The 20,513-nt window shown below is 57.7% G+C and carries 16 protein-coding genes; 14 read left to right on the plus strand and 2 right to left on the minus strand.

Annotation, left to right across the window (positions count from 1 at the left end; all coding sequences use genetic code 11):
* Nucleotides 1-23: 23 nt before the first annotated feature.
* The 14 genes from rfbB (at nucleotide 24) to NKH19_RS06305 (ending at nucleotide 17,804) form a co-directional block, all read left to right on the plus strand.
* Nucleotides 24-1,094, plus strand: a complete 1,071-nt coding sequence (gene rfbB / locus NKH19_RS06240) for a dTDP-glucose 4,6-dehydratase (protein WP_352982007.1) — start codon at nucleotides 24-26, stop codon at nucleotides 1,092-1,094.
* Nucleotides 1,091-1,999: a dTDP-4-dehydrorhamnose reductase gene (rfbD, locus tag NKH19_RS06245; RefSeq protein WP_352982008.1), complete on the plus strand. Its 909-nt coding sequence runs from the start codon at nucleotides 1,091-1,093 to the stop codon at nucleotides 1,997-1,999. Before rfbB ends, rfbD begins: the two co-directional genes overlap by 4 nt.
* Nucleotides 1,996-5,586 carry a glycoside hydrolase family 99-like domain-containing protein gene (locus NKH19_RS06250; RefSeq protein WP_352982009.1) on the plus strand — a complete coding sequence of 1,197 codons (3,591 nt, stop codon included), beginning with the start codon at nucleotides 1,996-1,998 and terminating at the stop codon, nucleotides 5,584-5,586. Before rfbD ends, NKH19_RS06250 begins: the two co-directional genes overlap by 4 nt.
* 10 nt (nucleotides 5,587-5,596) lie before the next feature.
* Complete coding sequence (locus NKH19_RS06255; RefSeq protein ID WP_352982010.1) at nucleotides 5,597-6,439, plus strand: class I SAM-dependent methyltransferase; 843 nt, start codon at nucleotides 5,597-5,599, stop codon at nucleotides 6,437-6,439.
* An 11-nt stretch (nucleotides 6,440-6,450) separates the two neighbouring features.
* Nucleotides 6,451-7,653: a glycosyltransferase family 61 protein gene (locus tag NKH19_RS06260; protein WP_352982066.1), complete on the plus strand. Its 1,203-nt coding sequence runs from the start codon at nucleotides 6,451-6,453 to the stop codon at nucleotides 7,651-7,653.
* Nucleotides 7,650-8,435, plus strand: a complete 786-nt coding sequence (locus NKH19_RS06265; RefSeq protein WP_352982011.1) for an ABC transporter permease — start codon at nucleotides 7,650-7,652, stop codon at nucleotides 8,433-8,435. Before NKH19_RS06260 ends, NKH19_RS06265 begins: the two co-directional genes overlap by 4 nt.
* Complete coding sequence (locus NKH19_RS06270) at nucleotides 8,425-9,804, plus strand: ABC transporter ATP-binding protein (RefSeq protein ID WP_352982012.1); 1,380 nt, start codon at nucleotides 8,425-8,427, stop codon at nucleotides 9,802-9,804. Before NKH19_RS06265 ends, NKH19_RS06270 begins: the two co-directional genes overlap by 11 nt.
* A complete protein-coding gene (locus NKH19_RS06275) occupies nucleotides 9,801-10,637 on the plus strand; it encodes a TylF/MycF/NovP-related O-methyltransferase (RefSeq protein WP_352982013.1) in 837 nt (278 codons plus the stop codon). The genes NKH19_RS06270 and NKH19_RS06275 overlap by 4 nt, the downstream gene beginning before the upstream one ends.
* 1 nt (nucleotide 10,638) lies before the next feature.
* Nucleotides 10,639-11,937, plus strand: a complete 1,299-nt coding sequence (locus NKH19_RS06280; RefSeq protein ID WP_352982014.1) for a class I SAM-dependent methyltransferase — start codon at nucleotides 10,639-10,641, stop codon at nucleotides 11,935-11,937.
* Entirely contained in the window at nucleotides 11,934-12,839 is a 906-nt protein-coding gene (locus NKH19_RS06285; protein ID WP_352982015.1) for a glycosyltransferase family A protein, read from the plus strand. Before NKH19_RS06280 ends, NKH19_RS06285 begins: the two co-directional genes overlap by 4 nt.
* Before the next feature lie 197 nt (nucleotides 12,840-13,036).
* Nucleotides 13,037-13,894, plus strand: coding sequence for a methyltransferase domain-containing protein (locus NKH19_RS06290; RefSeq protein ID WP_352982016.1), 858 nt, complete (start codon nucleotides 13,037-13,039; stop codon nucleotides 13,892-13,894).
* A gap of 254 nt (nucleotides 13,895-14,148) precedes the next feature.
* A complete protein-coding gene (locus tag NKH19_RS06295; protein ID WP_352982017.1) occupies nucleotides 14,149-16,137 on the plus strand; it encodes an SDR family NAD(P)-dependent oxidoreductase in 1,989 nt (662 codons plus the stop codon).
* Between the two features lie 73 nt (nucleotides 16,138-16,210).
* Nucleotides 16,211-17,143 carry a glycosyltransferase family 2 protein gene (locus tag NKH19_RS06300; protein WP_352982018.1) on the plus strand — a complete coding sequence of 311 codons (933 nt, stop codon included), beginning with the start codon at nucleotides 16,211-16,213 and terminating at the stop codon, nucleotides 17,141-17,143.
* Between the two features lie 121 nt (nucleotides 17,144-17,264).
* Nucleotides 17,265-17,804 (plus strand): sugar transferase, encoded by a 540-nt coding sequence (locus tag NKH19_RS06305; protein ID WP_352982019.1) that lies wholly within the window; start codon nucleotides 17,265-17,267, stop codon nucleotides 17,802-17,804.
* A gap of 28 nt (nucleotides 17,805-17,832) precedes the next feature.
* On the opposite strand, the gene NKH19_RS06310 is transcribed toward NKH19_RS06305, so the two are convergent.
* Nucleotides 17,833-18,768, minus strand: coding sequence for an NAD-dependent epimerase/dehydratase family protein (locus NKH19_RS06310; protein ID WP_352982020.1), 936 nt, complete (start codon nucleotides 18,766-18,768; stop codon nucleotides 17,833-17,835).
* The gene (locus NKH19_RS06315; protein WP_352982067.1) at nucleotides 18,765-20,063 is read right to left on the minus strand and encodes an O-antigen ligase family protein; all 1,299 of its coding nucleotides are present in this window, start codon (nucleotides 20,061-20,063) and stop codon (nucleotides 18,765-18,767) included. The genes NKH19_RS06310 and NKH19_RS06315 overlap by 4 nt, the downstream gene beginning before the upstream one ends.
* Nucleotides 20,064-20,513: the final 450 nt, after the last annotated feature.

Raw genomic sequence — 20,513 nt, forward strand, 5'->3', positions numbered from 1 at the left:
TTGCCAACGATGAGGACAGCGGCATGAATTTTCTGGTGACGGGCGGTGCTGGCTTCATCGGCTCGGCGGTGTGCCGGCATTTGTGCGCCAACCCGTCCTATCGGGTGACCAATCTCGACAAGCTCACCTACGCGGGAAACCTGGCCTCACTGCGGCCGATCGAGAACGCGCACAATTACCGTTTTGCTCATGCCGATATCTGTGACGAGAAAGCTGTGCTCGACATCCTCCGCCGGGACGATATCGACGTCGTGATGAACCTAGCCGCCGAGAGCCATGTCGACCGCTCGATCGACGGCCCGGGCACGTTTATCGAGACCAACATCGTCGGCACCTACAAGATCCTCAATTCCGCGCTGGAATACTGGCGCGGCCTGCCCGAGGACAGGAAGAGCGGCTTCCGCTTCCATCATGTCTCGACCGATGAGGTGTTCGGCGATCTTCCTTTCGATGGCGGCATGTTCGTCGAGGAAACGCCCTACGCGCCGTCTTCGCCCTATTCCGCCTCGAAGGCGGCCTCGGACCATCTGGTGCGCGCCTGGCACGAAACCTATGGCCTGCCGGTCGTGCTTTCCAACTGCTCGAACAATTACGGACCCTACCACTTTCCCGAAAAGCTGATCCCGCTGGTCATCCTCAACGCGCTCGATGAAAAGCCGCTGCCGGTCTATGGCGCCGGCGCCAATGTGCGCGACTGGCTGTTCGTCGAGGATCACGCGCGGGCTCTGGAACTTGTCGCCACGAAAGGGCAGCCGGGCGAAAGCTACAATGTCGGCGGCAATTCCGAGCGGACGAACCTGGGTGTCGTCGAGACGATCTGCGATTTGCTCGACATCAGGCGTCCCCGGGCCGGTGGCAAGAGCTATCGCGACCTGATCTCTTTCGTCACCGACCGTCCCGGCCATGACCGCCGCTATGCCATCGACGCTTCGAAAATAAGCCGGGACCTGGGCTGGACGCCGCAGGAGAATTTCGACAGCGGCCTGGCCAGAACCGTGGACTGGTTTCTCGACAACAAATGGTGGTGGGGGCCGATCCGCGAACAACGCTACGCCGGTGAACGGTTGGGTGAGGCCCGCGAGGGGGTCGCGTGAGGCTCGTTGTCACCGGACGCGAGGGCCAGGTCGCGGCAAGCCTTCTGGAGGCCAGCCAGGGGCGTGCCGGCGTGGAAGTCATCGCCATTGGCCGGCCGGAACTCGATTTGGCAAAACCCGACACTCTGATCGAAGCCATCGCGGCCGCCAAGCCCGACATCGTCGTGTCGGCCGCCGCCTACACGGCCGTGGATCAGGCCGAGGATGAGCCCGATCTGGCATTCGCGGTGAACGCCGTCGGCGCCGGCAAGGTGGCGGAAGCGGCAAGGCGGCTGGGCGTTCCCGTCATCCATCTTTCGACCGACTATGTCTTCGACGGTTCGAAGGACAGTGCCTATGTCGAGACGGACGCGACCGCGCCAGCCAGCGTCTATGGCGCCTCCAAGCTTGCCGGCGAGCAGGCGGTGGCATTAGCCAATCCGAGCCATCTGATCCTGCGCACCGCGTGGGTCTACAGCCCGTTCGGCAAGAATTTCGTCAAGACCATGCTGCGGCTCGCCGCCGACCGCGACGAGATCGCCGTGGTGGCCGATCAGTGGGGAAATCCCACATCCGCACTTGATATCGCCGACGCAATCCTGCATGCGGCAGCGATGCTGCATGACGACAAGAGCTTCGGCACGTTCGGCATTTATCATCTGGCCGGAACCGGCGAGGCCAACTGGAGCGGCTTTGCCCGCCATATCCTGGACACAAGCCGCGTGTCTGGTGGTCCTTGGGCGCGGGTACGGGACATTGCTACGATGGACTATCCGACCAAGGCGCGCCGCCCCGCCAATTCCCGGCTATCGAGCGCGAAATTCGCCTCCGTCTTCGGCTGGAACGCGCCGGACTGGCGGCAATCGACGGAGATGGTGGTGCGGCGTCTTCTTATCGGTGGGACGAAACAGGCATTGACGGCATGAACAAGCACCCTTCACCGGAAAACACGCTTGATGCGACGCCTGTTGACGAGCCGAAAGCACGCAAGGCAAAGCCGAAAGCCGCCAAACGCACATGCATCATGGTGCTCGGCATGCACCGCTCGGGCACCAGCGCGCTGACGAGGGTACTCAACCTTTTGGGAGCAGCGCTCCCGGATCGAGTCATCGGCCCGGACGACAACAATGCCAACGGCTATTGGGAGCCAACGAGCCTCAATACCCTCAATGAGAAAATGCTCGCGGAGGCTGGCAGCAGTTGGGATGACTGGCGGCCTTACGACGTAACAAAACTACCGGAGGAACGCAGAAAGTTCTATCGAACCGAAATCGCTCGGATCATTGGCGAAGAATATGGTGCTGCGCCTCTATTCGTAATCAAAGAGCCGCGCATCGTACGCTTCGCCGAGATGTACGCCGACATCTTGCAGTCGCTACAAATCGATGTCCGTTATGTGCTTGTGTCCCGAAATCCTTTGGCTGTTGCTGCATCACTCGAAAAGCGTGGCGGTTCAAGCCAAGGGTTTGGGACGCTGGTGTGGCTTCGTCACGTGTTGGATGCCGAGCAAGCCAGTCGCCGTGATCCGAGAGCTTTCGTCTCCTATGAAGCAGTTGTGGAGGAGTGGCGGCCTTGCCTGAAAAGGATTGGAAAGACGCTTTCGCTGAGTTGGCCGCTCTCCTTTGATGAGGCTGGAGCAGATGTCGACGCTTTCATCTCATCCGCTAGTCAGCACCACTATGCAAGTCTGGACGAGCTTGACGCCAGCACGGTGGTAGCAGGATGGGTGAAAGACAGCTACGCCGCACTTCGATCTCTTGAAAGTAACCCTGACAGCCCGCAGCCACGTAGAACTCTAGATCGCGTGAGACAAGCGTTCGACGCGGTCTCCACTACATTCGGCAACGCGGTCTATCCAGACCTCTATGCTCTCAACGCCGCAGTAACGTCTGCCGAGAATCGTATACAAGACCTCAAAACAGAGAGCGCTGCCGAGATCAGTGCCTCTAGGCAGGAACTAGAACGGCAAAAGATCGAGTCTCATTCACGCGAAAATAAGCTGCAAGAGCAACTGCTAAAATCGCGTGCTGTGGTGAATGAGCATCGCAAGAGGGAGAGACACTTGCTTGAGGTGCTGGAGCAAGAGCGAGCAGCAAGAGCTCAGGCTCAAGCAGCAAGCGTTCAGGCTCAAGTCGGGCAGCTAGCCGAAATGCGCGACGATCTAGCCAGTATGCGGCGGACCTTGGAGGCGGCGGCGACTGTCAACGGCACGCTTTCCGTTGTTCAACGTGAACGTCAGCAGCTGGAAGTTGCACTCGCCCGTAGCCAAGCAGAAGTTGCGAACTATGCAAACGCGATTGAAGAACTGCGCAGCAGTACAAGTTGGCGCGTTACTAGCCCTATTCGTACTGTGAAGTACTTGCTGACAGACCCACGTGGCTCCGCTGGTGCCTTACTTGGGGTTGGAAGGCGAATGATGCGTCGCCTGCCGGTGCCGGCGAACGTCAAGCACACTTTAAAAATGCGCCTCGTTCGATATGATTTGGTGCGGAAGGCAGGGAGTTTGTCTCGTCAAGACACCAACGATAGCTCAAAAAGCGGCGCTACAGCCATAGAAACGCCGTTGGCTCTTGGGCATGGCGCCAGTGTTGAGGCGGAATACGTAGCTCAGGTTCTCGCAATCGCCAAGCGTCCCGCTGGCACGGATCTAGCATATGTCCCGCGCTCTGAAGAGGCCATAGACTTCGCGCGCTCACCACTGAAGGCAATGGCGTTTTACTTGCCACAGTTCCACCCCATACCTGAGAACGACGAATGGTGGGGGAAGGGGTTCACAGAATGGACCAACGTCGCCAAGGCAGTCCCTCAGTACATTGGCCATTACCAACCGCATATGCCGGGGGAGTTGGGATTCTACGATCTTAGAGTCGTTGACATCATGCGGCAGCAGGCAGTCTTGGCGAAATCGTATGGCGTGGCGGGCTTTTGTTTCCATCACTATTGGTTCGGCGGTAGGCGGTTGCTTGAGAAGCCAGTTCGGCAATTCCTAGAGAACAGCGATATCGACATCGAGTTTTGCTTGTGCTGGGCCAATGAGAATTGGACTCGTAGATGGGACGGCCAAGAGCAAGATGTGCTGATGTCGCAGCAGCACTCGCCCAGTGATGACGTTGCATTTCTCGACGACATCCTCCCAGCGTTACGGGACCGGCGCTACTTGCGGCACGAAGGTCGTGCAGTTCTCATCGTGTATCGCGCCAGCCTGCTTCCGGATCCCGCTGCAACTGCGGCCCGTTGGCGCGAGCGGACTAAAGCCAGTGGTGTCGGCGATCTTTATCTCGTCGCCGCGCAAACTTTTGGAATATTGGACCCACGTCCGCTCGGCTTTGATGCGGCCATCGAATTTCCGCCCCATATGGGAATGGCCTCGGGCCTTAATGGGCAACTAAAAATTGTGAACCCTGACTTTCGCGGTCAGATCTACGATTATGAGGAACTTGCGGCGTCCTATGGCAGGAAGCAGCGCACCCCTTATCAGCTTATCAAAACCGTAAGTCCGAGTTGGGACAACGAAGCACGTAAGCCAGGAGGCGGGCACAGCTTCTATGGCGCCAGTCCTGCTTCATATGCCAGATGGCTTAGGAACGCATGCGACATAACCCTAGACAACATGGCAAACGATGCTACCCAACCGCCATTGGTATTCGTCAATGCGTGGAATGAGTGGGCGGAAGGCGCGCATTTAGAACCCGATCGAAAATTCGGATATGGCTATCTGCATGCCACAGCCAACCTTATGCGCGATTTTATCACGCCCGACCGGCGCCTCGTTGAACTGACTGAACAATCGCAGAAGGCATTCCGCAAACGATCTAGGTCGGCGATTGTCTTGCATCTGCACTACGACGATCTGTTCGAAGAGATGCGCGATAGTCTCTCAAATGCCAGGGATGCCGACCTCTTGATCTCGGTGCGGCGAGACGCGCCAGGTACTGTTGCAGAGCGTATTCTTGATGCCTTTCCCAATACCCGCCTGTCATATTTCCGCAATCGCGGGCGCGACATTCAGCCGTTCCTCCAGTTGTTACCTTTTCTTCTCGGCGAAGGATATGAGTTGGCTTGCAAAGTGCACGGCAAGAAGTCGCCTCATCGGCGTGACGGCAATGCTCTCAGGAGCAGCGCACTAGAAGGCCTTTTGGGGTCGCGCGAACGTGTGAGGCAGATAATTCGGCGTTTCGACGAGGACAGTAGATTGGGATTGTTGGCACCCGCGGGATCGCTTCTTGATTTGAGCGAATTGGACAGGAACATTCTCAATCGCAATTGGTTGGACCAACTCTTGCCTAAACTGGGAATGGCGGCTCAAGTCGGTCGATATGACACTGTTTTCCCTGCGGGTTCGATGTTCTGGTTCAGGCCAAAAGCCCTCAGATCGCTTGCAGATCTGGCGCTTGGTCCTGACGAGTTCGAGGATGAAGTAGGTCAGATCGACGGAACACTTGCGCACGCAGTTGAGCGACTGACTGCCGCAGCAGCCTTGGGCTCTGGCTACTCGACCGCCGAAACTCATTGAAGGACACATAATGACCACTATCGAGAATTTTCGACATTATTCGGATAATCAATGGCTCGACATGCTCGTCGCGAGTGTTCGGGACCCCGTGGTTTCTGGCCTGATGTTTCCGTCGTTCCCGCCCGATGACCTACAGTCGCAATTCGTCGGTTCGGCCAATGAGAACGCGCTTCGAGAGGCGCACAAATTCTACGCTCTGATGAAGCAAGTCGCTCAGCAGTACGGCAAGCCGATAGGCAGAGACACTGCGTTTCTGGACTTTGGCACCGGGTGGGGACGCTTCCTCCGATTTGCCTGGAAAGATGTCGCAGAAAGTCGACTTTTTGGAGTCGATATCGACCCCGATGTTATCGCGCTAACTAGGTCGAATGGCGTACCAGGGGAACTATCGACGATCGAGCCTCTTGGCGCCTTGAACATGGCGGACGCAAGCGTCGATGCAATCCTTGCCTATTCCGTATTCACCCATTTGCCGGAGCGGGTGCATCTGCATTGGATGGCGGAATTCAAACGCGTGACGCGCCCTGGGGCAATTGTGGCGCTTACCGTCGAACCTCGTCGTTTCCTTGAATTTGTGGCGTCGCTCGAAGGTAAGGTTCCTGAAAGTGGCTGGCACGCGGGTCTGCAACGGTTCTCTTCTGAGGCGAGAAAGCGGTTAGCAGAATTCGATGCGGGTCGGCTGGTGTATCTTCCCACCGGCGGCGGCGATCATCGTGGCGCCGAGATCTACGGCGATGCTATTTGTCCCATCCAGTACTTGCAGGAAAAATGGGCGCCGGAGTTCGCAGTGCGCGTTCATATCGACGATCCTTCACGCTTCTGGCAGGCAGCTGTCGTTCTGCAGCACCTTTGAGTTTGCAGTTGATGGTCGAGATTGGTCCTTTACGCGAAGCGGATGACGTGAGTATCGCGCCGCCCGTGGATAGCAGCCATGCGCTGCTTTCCACGGGCGCTCGCGCGCCCGGCTCTTACGTCATGTCTTCCGGTGCTATGCTGCCATTCGCCAGCACAGCCAAGGTGTCACTTCAAGCTGGTGGAGAAAAAGTGCCAGTATGGTGTGCGCCGGAGGAAAAAGTTTACGTCGGTGAGATTCGTGCGATACGTCTGACCAATTGTTACTATCTGCCAAAGTTTGGCGCGTTGATCGACGCGTCCGGCCGCGTCAGCAAGACGAGTTTCGAAGAAGCTCGATTTGTTGTCGGGGACTTAACCAACCTTCCAAATGTTCGCGTGAGCGGTTCTGGAGCTTTCCTCGAAATACCTGCTGACGCGAAAACCATTGACGATGCTGTCGTATTCATGCCGTGGGGAGCCATGTCCAACTACGGACATTTCATCCTCGACGCGCTGCCTTCTCTGGTTTTGTTGAGCAGACTCTCACCGTCCCGACAATGGAACGTTGTTTCCCCCCCAATGTCGGCTTGGCAGCGCAATCTGTACGATTTGGTTTCGAAAGAGCTCGGAAGCCTGACCCTTACGATTGTGGATTCGGATGTCGTTTCCCTGCGCTCTGTGCTTTTTTTTAGCACGATGAACCACTTCCTCCATCATGGAGGCAAGGTATGGGACGACCTGAGGACTGCGTTGCTCGCTGGTGCTTCATCGCGGTGTCTCACACCGAAGCGAATCTTCATCGTACGTGACGACGTAAAGCGCACGTTTGTGAATCAGTCGGAAATTGCGGAAAAGCTGTCGGAACTGGATTTCGCCCCCGTCGCTCCTGAGCGGCTTTCGGTTGAACAGCAGCGAGAACTATTCTCTCAGGCTGAGATCGTTGTAGGGGTCTCTGGAGCAGGGCTGGCCAACATAATTTTCTGTCGCCCAGAGACCCGTGTCGTTGAGATACAGCCGAGTCTCGGTCAAGGAATCTGGGTCCGAAATGCCTGTGTACACCTTGATTTGGGATGGGCGCCTTTCTTCGTCGAGAGCGTTCCCCCAGCCGTGATTCCGATTGTTGGGGGCAGCGCCCGGCCAGAAATCGGAATTTCTTTTCGCGTCCCGGTAGAGCCGCTTTTAGCGCACATCCACCAAGTCATCGAGACAATGGGTTTAAGTTCGGAAAAATGAACGCTTCCCTCACCCTTTCCCTCATTCGTCGCGAGGTCGCTGGCCGCTATCGCGGATCGGCACTCGGCTTGTTGTGGTCGCTCCTCAATCCGTTGTTCATGCTGGGTGTATACACCTTCTTTTTTGGCATGGTGATGAAGTCGCGTTGGACGTTTCCTGATCAGCAGAGTACGACACATTCGACCGGCGAATTTGCAGTCATCCTATTTTGCGGGCTTATCGTTTTTCAATTTTTCGCGGAAGTGATTTCGCAGGCCCCGGGACTGATCGTCGCTAATGCCAATTACGTCAAGAAAGTCGTATTTCCAATTCAACTCCTGCCTGTGGTTTCGGCCGGCGCTGCATTGTTTCATGCTGCCGTCAGCCTGCTCGTGCTGCTCGTATTCGCCTACATAGTCTTCGGCAGCATTCCGCTGACGGTTGTTCTGGCGCCCGTAGTCTTCGCGCCGCTGGTTGTACTTGTGCTCGGTATAACCTGGATATTGGCATCGATCGGCGTTTATTTTCGCGACATGGGCCAGATCGTAGCGCCGCTAGTGACTGCGACGATGTTCCTCTCGCCGGTGTTCTTCCAGAGAACGTCGCTGCCAGCCTGGTTGCAGCCCTGGCTTTCGCTTAACCCGCTCGCAATCCCGGTCGAGAGTTTCCGCGACGTGGTTCTTTTCGGCATGCAGCCGAACTGGACCGCGCTCGGCTCTTATTCGATTGTGGCGATGGCGATCGCTTTTCTCGGCTATCATTTTTTCCAAAAAACTCGTAGGGGCTTTGCCGATGTCCTCTGACAAGCTTGGCGTCGGCAACTCGGGCGTCGCGATACGTCTGCAGGATGTGACGAAGGTTTATCGCATCTACGCGCGCCCAGAGGATCGACTGATCCAGATGATAACTCTCGGTCGTGTTCGGCGGTTTCGAGAGTATCCGGCTGTAGATGGAGTGTCGTTCGAGGTTCTCCGGGGGGAAACGATCGGCATTATCGGGCGCAATGGGAGTGGCAAGTCGACGCTTCTTCAGATGATCGCGGGCGGATTGCACCCGACGTCTGGAACCATTGATCAAACGGGCAAGCTATACTCATTGCAACTGGGAACTGGCTTTAATCCGGAATTCACCGGACGCGAGAACGCCTATCTTGGGGCCGCGATCATCGGAATGTCGAGATCCGAAGCGGAAGTCAGAATGGATTCTATTCTGGAATTTGCCAGTATTGGCGATTTCATCGATCAGCCAGTAAAAACCTATTCAAGTGGCATGTATGCGCGCCTTGCCTTCGCCGTCGCTGCGCATCTGCCGACGGATATTCTGCTCGTGGACGAGGTCCTGGCTGTTGGCGATCTTGCCTTTTCGCAGAAATGCATGCGTTTCATTCGGGAGTTCAAATCGCGCGGTACTCTACTCTTATGTGCGCACGATCTGGGTTCGGTGATGGCCCTATGTTCTCGTGTTGTGTGGATGGACGGTGGAAAGGTTCGCATGATCGGACCGACAAAAGAAGTTTGCGACGAGTACCGCCGGGCGATTGAGCTCGAAGGAGACAGTACGGCTGAGTTGAAATTCGGTGGCCGCCGTGGCGAGCGCCCGCCCGAAAGCGCACCGCCGCCCGACCATCGTTTGGAAATGTTGCGTTCGTCGTCGCTTGCCAATGAAATCCAGATTTTCGATTTTGATGATGACGCCGCTTGGATCGGTGCCCGGTCGGGGTCGATCGTTTCTGCTGGGCTAAAAAACGCGACGGGGTCGCCAGTCGTCAATCTATCAGGTGGAGAGAATGTGGTCTTTGAGATCAAGGCAAAGGCGCATGTGGATCTTGAGCATCCAATCCTGGGGTTTACGGTTCGCGACCGACATGGCCAGGTTGTCTTTGCAGACAATACGTTCCTGACCTATCTTCACGACGGCATCGTTACGCGGGCTGGTGAGACGATCATCGCCAAGTTCGCGTTTCAGATGCCCTACCTGCCGACCGGAGACTATGGGATCACGGTCGCGTTAGCCACCGGAAGCCAAGCCGAACATACCAAGCAGCACCGCGTTGAAGATGCCATTTTCTTCCACGTTGTTTCATCGCACGTGGCGAAGGGCTTGGTTGGCATTCCGATGCAGTCAATCACGATGGATGCCTTCGATGAGAGTGGGCAGGAGTTTTCTGCGTGACGGACCCTGGCGACCTTTATCTCGATCTCCTAAAGCGTTCGCTGCTTAACTGCGTGTATCTCGACAACGAGCTTCGCATCATCTATCTGCGAAATTGTATTGCGGGGTCCGAAGTGTTCGATCCCCGCGTGCTGCACGATATTCGCCATGAACGGGCCGATGCCTATGCCGAGATGACCGCAGGGCGTGCCGATGGCAGATTCTTTAGCCGCAGCATTCACAATGCGGGATATTCCCATACGATGATCGGGCAGGCGCGTCTGGACATGCTCCACGAGTGCCTCGATACAGTGGTTGGCGACGGCATTCCGGGTGATTTTGTCGAGTGTGGCGTCTGGCGCGGCGGCAGCTGTATTTTCATGGCGGGATATCTTAGGATTAACCCGGCCGAAAACCGCCGGATATTTGTCGCCGACAGCTTCGAAGGACTACCTCCTCCGAGCCTTGCACAGGATGCCGGACTTGACCTGAGCAAGACAGTCTATCCCGAGCTTGCGGTCGGTGAGGAAACTGTTCGCGAGAACTTTGGAGTTTACGGGCTGGAGTCCGATTCGGTCGTCTTTGCCAAAGGGTGGTTCAAGGACACACTCCCTCGGCTCCAGACGCGCGAAATTGCCTTGCTTCGCCTGGATGGCGATCTTTATGAGTCGACGATGGACTCCCTGGATGCGCTCTACGAGAAAGTTTCGCCAGGCGGGATTGTGATCATCGATGACTACGCCATAGAGCAATGTCGTTTCGCGGTCGCAGATTATTTTGCGCGAACGTCGCGTGATCTTCCTCAAATGCACCACGTCGATTGGACGGGCGTTTGGTTCCGCAAGGCTGCGTAAAATGGACTACCTTGAAGCCCTCTCGTTGATACACAAGATATTACAACCCAGGAACTATCTTGAAATTGGTTCTCGCTTTGGCCACAGCCTTGCTTTGTCGGAGGCGCCATCAATCGGGGTCGATCCGGACTATGAAATCAGGGCGCCGCTGAAGGCGCCAACGCGTTTGTTTGCTGAGACGAGCGACGACTTCTTCAGGCGTGACGTCGCTGCGCTGGTGGGTGGCTCGGTCGATCTCGCCTTTATCGATGGCATGCACAACGCGGAGTTTGCGCTCCGTGATTTCATCAATTGTGAACGCCTGAGTCACGCCCAGGGAGTCATTGTGATCGACGATGTCTTGCCACGCGACATTGCTCACACGAGCCGTGAGCGCAATACTCAGGTTTGGACGGGCGATATCTATAAGCTGGTTACGATCTTGCGGAAATTCCGACCTGACCTGATCGTGGAAACATACGATGTCGAGATGAAGGGTCTGTGTATCGTCTCCGGATTGAGGCCGGGCGACCCCACCCTCTCGGAAGCCTATCGCGACATCGAGGCCGGGATTCTGGATGGCCACTACCAATTGGAAACGATCGAGGAAATCACCCGGATTGTCGCGCCGCGTCCGACGGCCTCGTTGCGAGCTGATCTTGGGCGATTGAACGAGCGCCGCTCGAAACGAAGCTACGTGACGGGCTTGGCTGGCGCCGATCTGCCTGGTTATCACGCCGGGACGATGGAATATCGTTACCGTGGCATTCCGTGTCTAAAAAGCCCTGTTGACATCGCAATCTATCTGCGGTTGCTGGACCAACTGCGGCCTGCATCGATCATCGAGATCGGATCGAAACATGGCGGAAGCGCCATGCTGTTCCGAGACATGTGTAGGGCAATGGATATCCAGGCCCGGATTGTTTCGATCGATCTGCATCAGCCAGGCCTGCCCGCTTCGGAAGGAATTCGGTTCGTTCAAGGCGATGCCGCCAATCTTGGGGTTCCGTTCCGCCAGCATGGACTTTTTAACTTGCCGCGGCCCTGGCTGGTGATCGAGGATTCGGCTCATAGCTATGCCGTGTGCACCTCGGTTCTGGAGTTTTTCGACGAGCATCTTCGCGCCGGCGAGTATCTCGTCATGGAGGACGGCGTGCTTGACGATCTCGGATGGTCGGCCCGTTATCAAGGCGGACCCAACAGAGCGATCGCGGAATTTCTTGCCAGAGGCTCCGGGTCTTTTGAAATAGACGTCGCCTGCTGTGATATGTTCGGTCGGAACATGACTTACAATCCCAATGGATATCTACGAAGGACATGAGGCTTTTCTCACGAAAGCGTCGACCGTTCCTGTCGGTGATCATCTGCATCAATGATATGGCAAGAGAGGCACCGCGTACGATCCTGTCCGCTTGCCGCCCTTATCAAAAAAATGTCTCGTCGGAGGACTATGAGGTCATTGTCGTCGACAATGGCTCGGCAGTTCCTTTTACGCTGCGCGATAGCGCCGGTTTGTCGCCAGCGCCCCGGATTGTCAGCATGCCTGACCCGCAACCGTCACCTGTCTTTGCGCTCAATTGGGCGGCAACGCATGTGGCCAGGGGTACTCACATTCTGTTTGCGATCGACGGGGCTCGTATCTTCTCGGATCAATTGATCGCGAACACGCTGAGGGCGCACTCGATATGTTCGGATGCATTTGTCTACACGCTCGGCTGTCACCTCGGGCCAAGCGTGCAGATGATTTCGACGGCCCAGGGATACAACGAAGAAGTCGAGGATAGGCTTATCGCGGAAAGTGGCTGGCCCTCGAAGCCATCCGCTCTCTATGATATTTCCGTATTTGCGGGGTCTTCCGGTGGGGGCTTCTGGAATCCGATCGCAGAAAGCAATGCGTTTTCGGTGTCGCGTCATCTTCTGGACCACATTGGTGGTTTTCACGAGGGATTTGTTTCTCCAGGCGCAGGCCTAGCTAATCTTGAGATTTTCGCGCGGTATGTTCAACGCCCCGACGCTAAAAATATCTGCTTGCTGTCTGACATGACATTCCACCAAGTCCATGGCGGCATCGCAACGTCGGGGAAGGTTCAGTTTCCCACGTTCGATGCGGAGTATCGTTCAATTTTTCAGCGCGGGTACATTCAGCCGTCCTTTGACGCAATTTATCTCGGACCACTTCGCCCCGAGGCTGCAAAGTTTGCCAAGATTGGCCTTCCCGGATGAACCGACACGGCGAATTTTGATCTGATGACGACATCTTCATCTTCATATTATTCGCCAGAAAGCAGGCATCGTGCTGCTCGTGCGAAGTCGTGGTCCCGCTCTGCAATAGGTCGCGCGGAATGACGCTATCATTCATTATGATCAACACGGACGTCAGAACATCTTGCGTCAGGTCGGCAAATCGCCGATAGAACGGTATGCTGTTCGAATACACTAAGCCAATTGTTGAAGCTGCCGAGCGTTATGCATTAGGCGGAGCTAACTTAATTGAAGTCTTGCCGCAACTCAGGAAACTGAGCATGGAGGACTTCGGACTGTTGCTTATCTCGATGCCAAACGGTCAGTATCCGGCCCTGTCCAAATTGCTGCCACGGATGGCTTCCGAGGAAACGCAGATAGGCGCGACAGGAAAGGCCGGTGTAGAGCTTCTGAAGCAAACCGCAGCCTTTGCGCGCCAACTGGAATCGATCGTTCTGCGGCAGACAGGACTGTTGCTGCAAAACTGCAAGATTCTAGATTTTGGCGTTGGCTACGGCCGCAACATCCGGTCAATGCTGTATTTCACGGATCCAGAGAATCTGTGGGGCGTTGATGCCTGGCAATCGTCATTGGACCTTTCGATAGAGGCTGGTATTCCGGCTCAACTCTCTCGATCACATACGATGCCGGCAGAATTGCCAGTCGGCGATACAAAGTTCGATCTCGCCTTCGCCTTTTCGGTTTTCACTCACTTGTCTAAGGAGGCCACTTTGGCTTGCTTGGCGGCGATCCGAAAGTGCATCTCACTAGACGGCGTGTGCGTCATAACCGTCCGGCCGATCGAGCTGTGGAATCTCGATAATAAGCATTACGATTTAAAGCAGAGAATGCGAATGATTGAAGATCATCGCAATTCAGGCTTCGCCTTTGTGCCGCTGCCTTTTTCAGTCGATGGGAGTTATGGAGACAGTTCAATGGACTTCGCGGCTCTCAACGTGCCCGGATGGCAGTTTGTCGGCTATGACAGCTCCTTGCTTGACCCCTATCAGCTGAGTGCCATCTTGAGACCAGCATAAGTTTGTTGCTGTTTCTAAGGTGCGCTTCGGTGAGGCTTTCCATTACCAGAGCCCAAGAGGCATAAGCCACGACTTTGCACGGGATTGCCCGCCCCCAAAAAAACATCTGGCTATGCCTTCAACCTCGCAGTATGCGATACAGGACGGCGGGGGCCGGGGATGGGCACTTGAGAAAGGTGATCGGCCACGAAGCATCTTCGTGTTCGTGCTTTTCTGGTGTCCATATCCGTGAGCCTGGAGTCTAGTGCCGTCCAATGAATTCTTACCTCGAAGCAGTATTCGGACTTCGGCCCCAGATGCGGCGCGCCTTCATCATGGTCCAGGACGTGGTCATGGTCCTGGTCGCCGTGGCGCTCAGCCTCGTGCTTTCGCGATCGAATCTTTCGTTCGAACCGCTCTCCAACGAGGGGCTGGCAACCTGGGCGGGCATTATTCTCATCAGCCATTTTCTATTCAGATATTGCGGCCTCTACACGACCGTCTGGCGCTTTGCCTCGACGCCGGACTTTTTCAATATCCTGAAGAGCTGCGCGATTTTGACGTTCGCTCTGTATGCCACTTCGCTGCTGGTTCGTTCTTTCCAACCGGTGCAGGGACTCAACGAGCGCCAGTTCATCGTCTTCTTCCTCGTCTCCTTCACGATCATATCGGCGCCCCGGCTGTTCTATCGCTTCCTGCGTGACGGCGCGAGCTGGGGCATTCTGAGCCGCAAGACCGACGGGACGCAGGCCAAGCGAGCGTTGTTCGTCGGTCGTCTTGGCGAAGCCGACCTGATCATTCGCTTCACGCGCACGGCGCAGCCGGCCGACTATTCCATAGCCGGCATCATGGCGACCGAGCATGGCGCGCCGTTGGGCACGCGGATCCAGGGTGTTCCCGTGGTGGCGACCCGGCCGCGGCTGATCGACGTCCTGGAAGACTATGCGAGCGGCACCAAAAGCCTGGATCTGCTGATTTTCGGCAGCGGCGCCGAGCACGAGATCGAGGAGTATTCGGAACTCGTCCGCGTCGCCCGGCACGGAGATATAAGTGTGGTGCAGTTTTCCGGCCTGTCGGAGCTGGAACGGCACGGCAAGCTGGTTCTCGACACCGTCGAAATGGAAACGATCCTGCGCCGTCCGACGGTCGCGTCCGATATCGAGCGCATCGGTGCCTTTGTCGGCGGCAAACGTGTTCTGGTGACGGGCGGTGCCGGCTCGATCGGCCGAACGCTGGTCAAACGGTCGCTGGAACTGGGAGCGGAGGCGGTGCTGGTCGCCGACAATTCCGAGTTCGGCATCTTCCAGCTGAGCCAGTATATCGACGAGAAGGACCACGACCGTCTCAAGGTCCGTATCGTCGCTGTCGCGGACCGACGCCAGATAACGCGTGTCGTCACGGAATTCCGGCCGGATATCATTTTTCATGCCGCGGCGCTCAAACACGTTCCGTTGCTCGAGGAAAACTGGGATTCGGCCATCCAGACCAATATTTTCGGAACGCTCGTCTGTGCCGAGGTCGCCGCCAAATGCGGGGTTGCGCAATTTGTCCTGATCTCGAGCGACAAGGCGGTGGATCCCTCATCGGTGCTTGGCATGACGAAGCGGGCCGCCGAACAGATCGTCAGCGCCTTGCATGGGATGCCAGCGGCCGAGCCGGGCGGGCGTCGCTCCGCCACCAAGTTCATAGCTGTGCGGTTCGGCAATGTCTTTGGCAGCAATGGTTCGGTGGCGACCATATTCCAGGCGCAGATCGAGGCTGGAGGGCCTGTCACCATCACCGACCGACGCATGACACGCTATTTCATGACCGTGGCCGAAGCCGTCGATCTCGTCATCATGTCGGCGGCCGATGCCGCGTCGCGGCGGAGCGGGGATGACTATGCCGTCTATATGCTCGACATGGGCAAGCCGGTGCCGATTCTCGAAGTGGCCGAAACGATGATCCGCATGTCAGGAAAGAGCCCCTACAAGGACATCGCAATCCGGTTCACCGGCATAAGGCCGGGCGAAAAACTCCACGAAACGCTGCATGGCGAAGATGAGGAACTCGTCGAACTCGGCATTTCGAAGATTTTTGGCCTCAGCACGGACGTCGTGGAATGGTCGGATGTCCAGATCGCGCTCACGGCGCTGCAGCAGACGGCGAAAAACCAGGACAAGGCTGCCGCGCTCGCCGTGCTGGCAGGCCTTGACCGCGCCAAGAAGGCCAGGGGGAGCATTCGTCAGGACGTGATCCCGAAAACGGTCGGGCAGGCGGGCTAGGCCGCTCCTCTTCCGACGCGACCATGATTCGGGGATCTGAAAATCCCGAGCATATACAAGGTGTTTGACGTTCGTGGATAAAGCAGATCTGCGCATCGCGGTCCTGATGGGCACGAAAGATGGCGCCGCCTTCATCAATGAGCAGCTGCGGTCCCTGCTCGCGCAGTCGCACCCTCTGGTCGACCTGTGGATATCCGACGATGGCTCCATCGATGGCACGATCGCCATCATCGAGGCATGGCAATCCCGCTGGACCAAGGGTCGAATGACCCTTGTGGAGGGGCCACGGCAAGGGTTCGCGGCCAATTTCCGGTCGATGATCCTCGATCGACGCATCGATGCGGACGGCTATGCTTTCTGCGACCAGGACGATATCTGGGAGCCCGACAGGTTGGAAAGCGCCATCAGTTGGATGCAGGCCCACGACGCAAAAACCCCGCTGATGTTTTGTTCGCGAACCGCGACCATGACGGAAACGGGAAGCCTTGTCGGCCATTCGCCGCTGTTTGCCCGGCCGCCATCCTTTCGCAACGCGCTTGTGCAAAGCATCGCCGGCGGCAACACCATGCTGCTCAACGCCGCGGCACGCGACCTGCTGGCCAGGGCTTCCGCGCGGACCGGGTTCGTCAGCCACGACTGGTGGGCCTATCTCATCGTGACCGCCGCCGGCGGCATCGTCCGCTACGATCCGCGGCCATTGGTGCGCTACCGGCAGCATGCGGCAAACCTGGTTGGCGCCAACGCGTCGTGGAGGGCAAGGGTTTCCCGGCTTGGCCGCCTGTTCAAGGGCGAGTTTGCCGACTGGACGGACCTCAACCTTGACGGACTTGCCGTCAATCGCGACCTCCTGACCGAAGACGCGGCGGCGTGCCTCGACCTGTTTACCAACGGTCGGCAGGGCGGTCTTTTTCGCCGCCTGGCAGCCTTGCGCAAAAGCGGTGTCTATCGGCAGACTTTTTCCGGGACCCTGGGGCTCTATCTCGCTTTCATCCTCGGGCGCATCTGAGCATCGAACGGCTGCGTGGCACGCTTGGTCAAGATATGAGCTCATGCTACGTCGACCGGATTGACGGGCTTGGCCCGCGGCGTTGCCTCGGGACTTTGACAGGGAGCGCCATCGGCCGTTCATGAAGGCAACCAAGCACATTTTCGATCTTGCCGGCGCGGCTCTGCTGCTGGTGGTCACATCTCCCGTTTTGGCGCTCGCCGTCCTTGCCGTTCGGGTATCGTCGCCTGGTCCGGCTATTTTTTCGCAGGCGCGGGTCGGCCGCGACGGCAGGCTTTTTCGCTGTCACAAGTTGCGCACGATGTATGTCGGGACGCCGTCATTGCCCTCGCATGAGGCGCCCGCGAATTCCGTCACAACGGTTGGCAAGGTGCTGCGGAAATTCAAGCTCGACGAACTGCCGCAGTTCTGGAACGTGTTGAAGGGCGAGATGAGCCTGGTCGGGCCGCGCCCCTGCCTGCCGACCCAAACGGAATTGATCGAGTGTCGCAGGCGGCTGGGGGTTCTGGCGGCACTTCCAGGCATAACCGGCCTGGCTCAGATCAGGGGCATCGACATGTCGAATCCGCGGCTTCTGGCTGAAACCGACGCCGCGTATCTCCGCACGGCGTCGTTCCGGCTTGACCTTCGGATCCTGCTCGGAACGCTCTACCGAGGCTGAACCACGATCCCAAAAGTGGGATAGGAAGCTACGACTGACCGAGCCGCGCCAGTTCGGCCAGCCGCCCCAGCGGGCCGGTTTCGGGTGCCCATCCCTGCGATATCAGCAGGGCAGGATCGCATATCTGTGTCGCGGTCAGGCCGTCCCAAAATGCCTGCTTGCCCAGCACGCTTGCTGCCGGCCGCATCAGGCCGGCCGGCACGGTCATCAGGCGCATCGGCCGCCCGAAACCCTTGCGAAAGGCGGCGATGATGGCTTCGAGGGTGACCGGTGGTACATCGGCGCCGACATAGATCGGGCGAAGTGGCGCCGAATGGGTCAACAGATGCGACACCGCTCGCACCGCGGCCTCGCGGGACATCAGCGAGCGGATTCCCGTCAAGGCGCCGGTCGGCAGCGGCAGCGCCGTATCGGCCAGGCGCATCAGCGTCGCCAGGTTCCCCTTCATGCCGCTCCCATAGACTGGTGGCAGGCGCAACACGGCGGCGTCGGAGCGGCCATGCGATGCATAGGCTTCCAGGATCCTGATCTCGCCTTCGCGCTTCGAGCGCCCGTAGACGCATTGCGGGGCGGGAGGCGTGTTCTCGTCGATCGTCGCGCTGACGCGAGCGCCGATCACGGCCCGGATCGAGGAGAGATGGATGAAGCGTCCGCTTGCCTGCGCGGCCGCGGCATGCGCCAGCCGTGCGCTCAATTCCACATTGGCCGCCCGGTAGTCCGCTTCGGTGGCATTGCCTTGATTGTTGTTGAGGCCGGCACAATGGACGACATGGGTCACACCCCTGGTGAGCGCCAGGAAGGCCGCGGCCGGCGCATCGAAATTGGGCATCGGCACCGCGCCATCCCCCGAGCCAAGCCTCTCCGGATGGCGAGAGGCGAGGCGAAGTTCGGCGCCGGCCTGGCGAAGATGATGCACAGCCAGGCGCCCGATGAAACCCGTTGCGCCGGTGACCAGGACCTTCATTGCCTTGCTCGCAACAGCTCTTGGGTGGCCGGCGGAGGCGCCTGCTCTTCCATCAACGGAGCCTGGCGGCCGGAGGCAAGATACGTTCCGCACACAAGGAAGACCATCAGCACCGAGTCCAGAATGTCATGGCCGACGAGGATGCCCGTCATCCCCGCCGTGAGATAGGTGACAATGACGATGACAATCATGGTGGCGCCGAACCGCTCGACCGGATCGCTGCTGTTCCGCAAGACCCGGGCGGCATTTCCAGCGGCAATGACAAAGATCGCCGCCAGCGTTGCGGCGCCCAGAATTCCTGCTTGCACCAAGGCGGTCAGGAAGCCGTTGTGAAAATGGTTGAAGCCTGTCTCCATTGCGAACTGATCATGAAAGCCCTGCTTGATTAAAAGCTGGGTCGCGCCCACCCCATGTCCGAACAGTGGCATGTCACGGAATGCTTTGAGGCCGATCTCCCAAAGCGCGACACGTATTCCCAACGAGCTGTCGTAATTGCCCTGCGCCCCCAGCGCATTCCAATCGGAGTGCAGAAAGCCGACGCGCCCGGATATCGCCTGGAAGCCGAAAGCGGCGACTACGATGCCGACTGCCGCCAGCAGCAGAAGCACACGAACGGCATTCCTGCCTCTGAGCCTCCGATGGTTGATAAGCAAAACAGCGATGCCGGCAATCAGTAGAGCCAGCCAGGCAATACGCGAACCGGAATAGATGATGGCGATCGTCCCGGCCAATGCGGCGTGGAAAAGGGGGTTACGGGCTCGCTCTATGCCTGACAAGGCGCCGGCCACGCAGACCACCACGGCAAGGCAGACGACCGTTGCGAAGACGATCGGATTGCCGGCCCCGCCCTCGGCCCTGACCCCAATCCAATATTGCTGGATGACGGCCATGAGCAGTGCGACAAAACAGGCGGCCATGCTGCTGAGAACGATGGTGCGGGCAAGCATGGTTTTCTGCGTGATGCTCCAGGTCGAATAGGAGACGGGGAAAAACAGGAAGGTGACGAGCGGGATAAGGTGTGGCGCATCACGGACGAACGAATTGTTGACGATGGTGGCCAGGAGATTGGCCGCGCAGTAGGCATAGATCGCTACCGTCAGCCAGATCATTGGCCGGTCTGCGTTGAAGTGCCTTTTCCCAGATGCAATCAGCACGACGGAAGCCAGGGCTCCGCCGTTGAAAACAAAACTGACCACCGATCCCAGAACCGGTGGAAAAAAGAAGCAAAGGGTGGAGAAGTAGATATTGACCCGCGAAGGCGTGAATTGCTGTCTCAGGGATGAAAGCCGGCTCAAATTTTCGGGCTCGCTATTTTCGGGAAGTTTCATGCGGCGGATCTTGTTTAGCGAAGTAGAATGCGCTCGCCTCGAAACTGCCTATGCCTCATGATGCACTTGCCCGCTTCCTGGGGCTGGTATAGCGGCTGGGCTTCTTTTTCGATAGTATGTCGGGTCGATTGTCACCGAAAAACAGCGGCCGGCGCGGGGGTCGATCGGAGGGAGGTTCCCGGAAGGGCCGTAGCCGGTCTATTCAAGCAATATTTTTCCGGCATTTTCTCAGCTGTCAGCCTAGCGAGCAGGAATTTCCGGCTTTTCCGGCATTCGTGGAAAATTTATTCCCGAACCATGCGCCCCAGGGCCAGTCTTGCATTGTTCTAGACAACGGCGATCTGCTAGAACGCCGGCACGAAAGAGATTGTCCAGAAGCAAGGCTTGAACCGGGCGCAAAGCTCGATGATTTGAAGC

It is taken from the genome of Mesorhizobium sp. M1338, from assembly GCF_040318045.1.
Classification (GTDB): domain Bacteria; phylum Pseudomonadota; class Alphaproteobacteria; order Rhizobiales; family Rhizobiaceae; genus Mesorhizobium.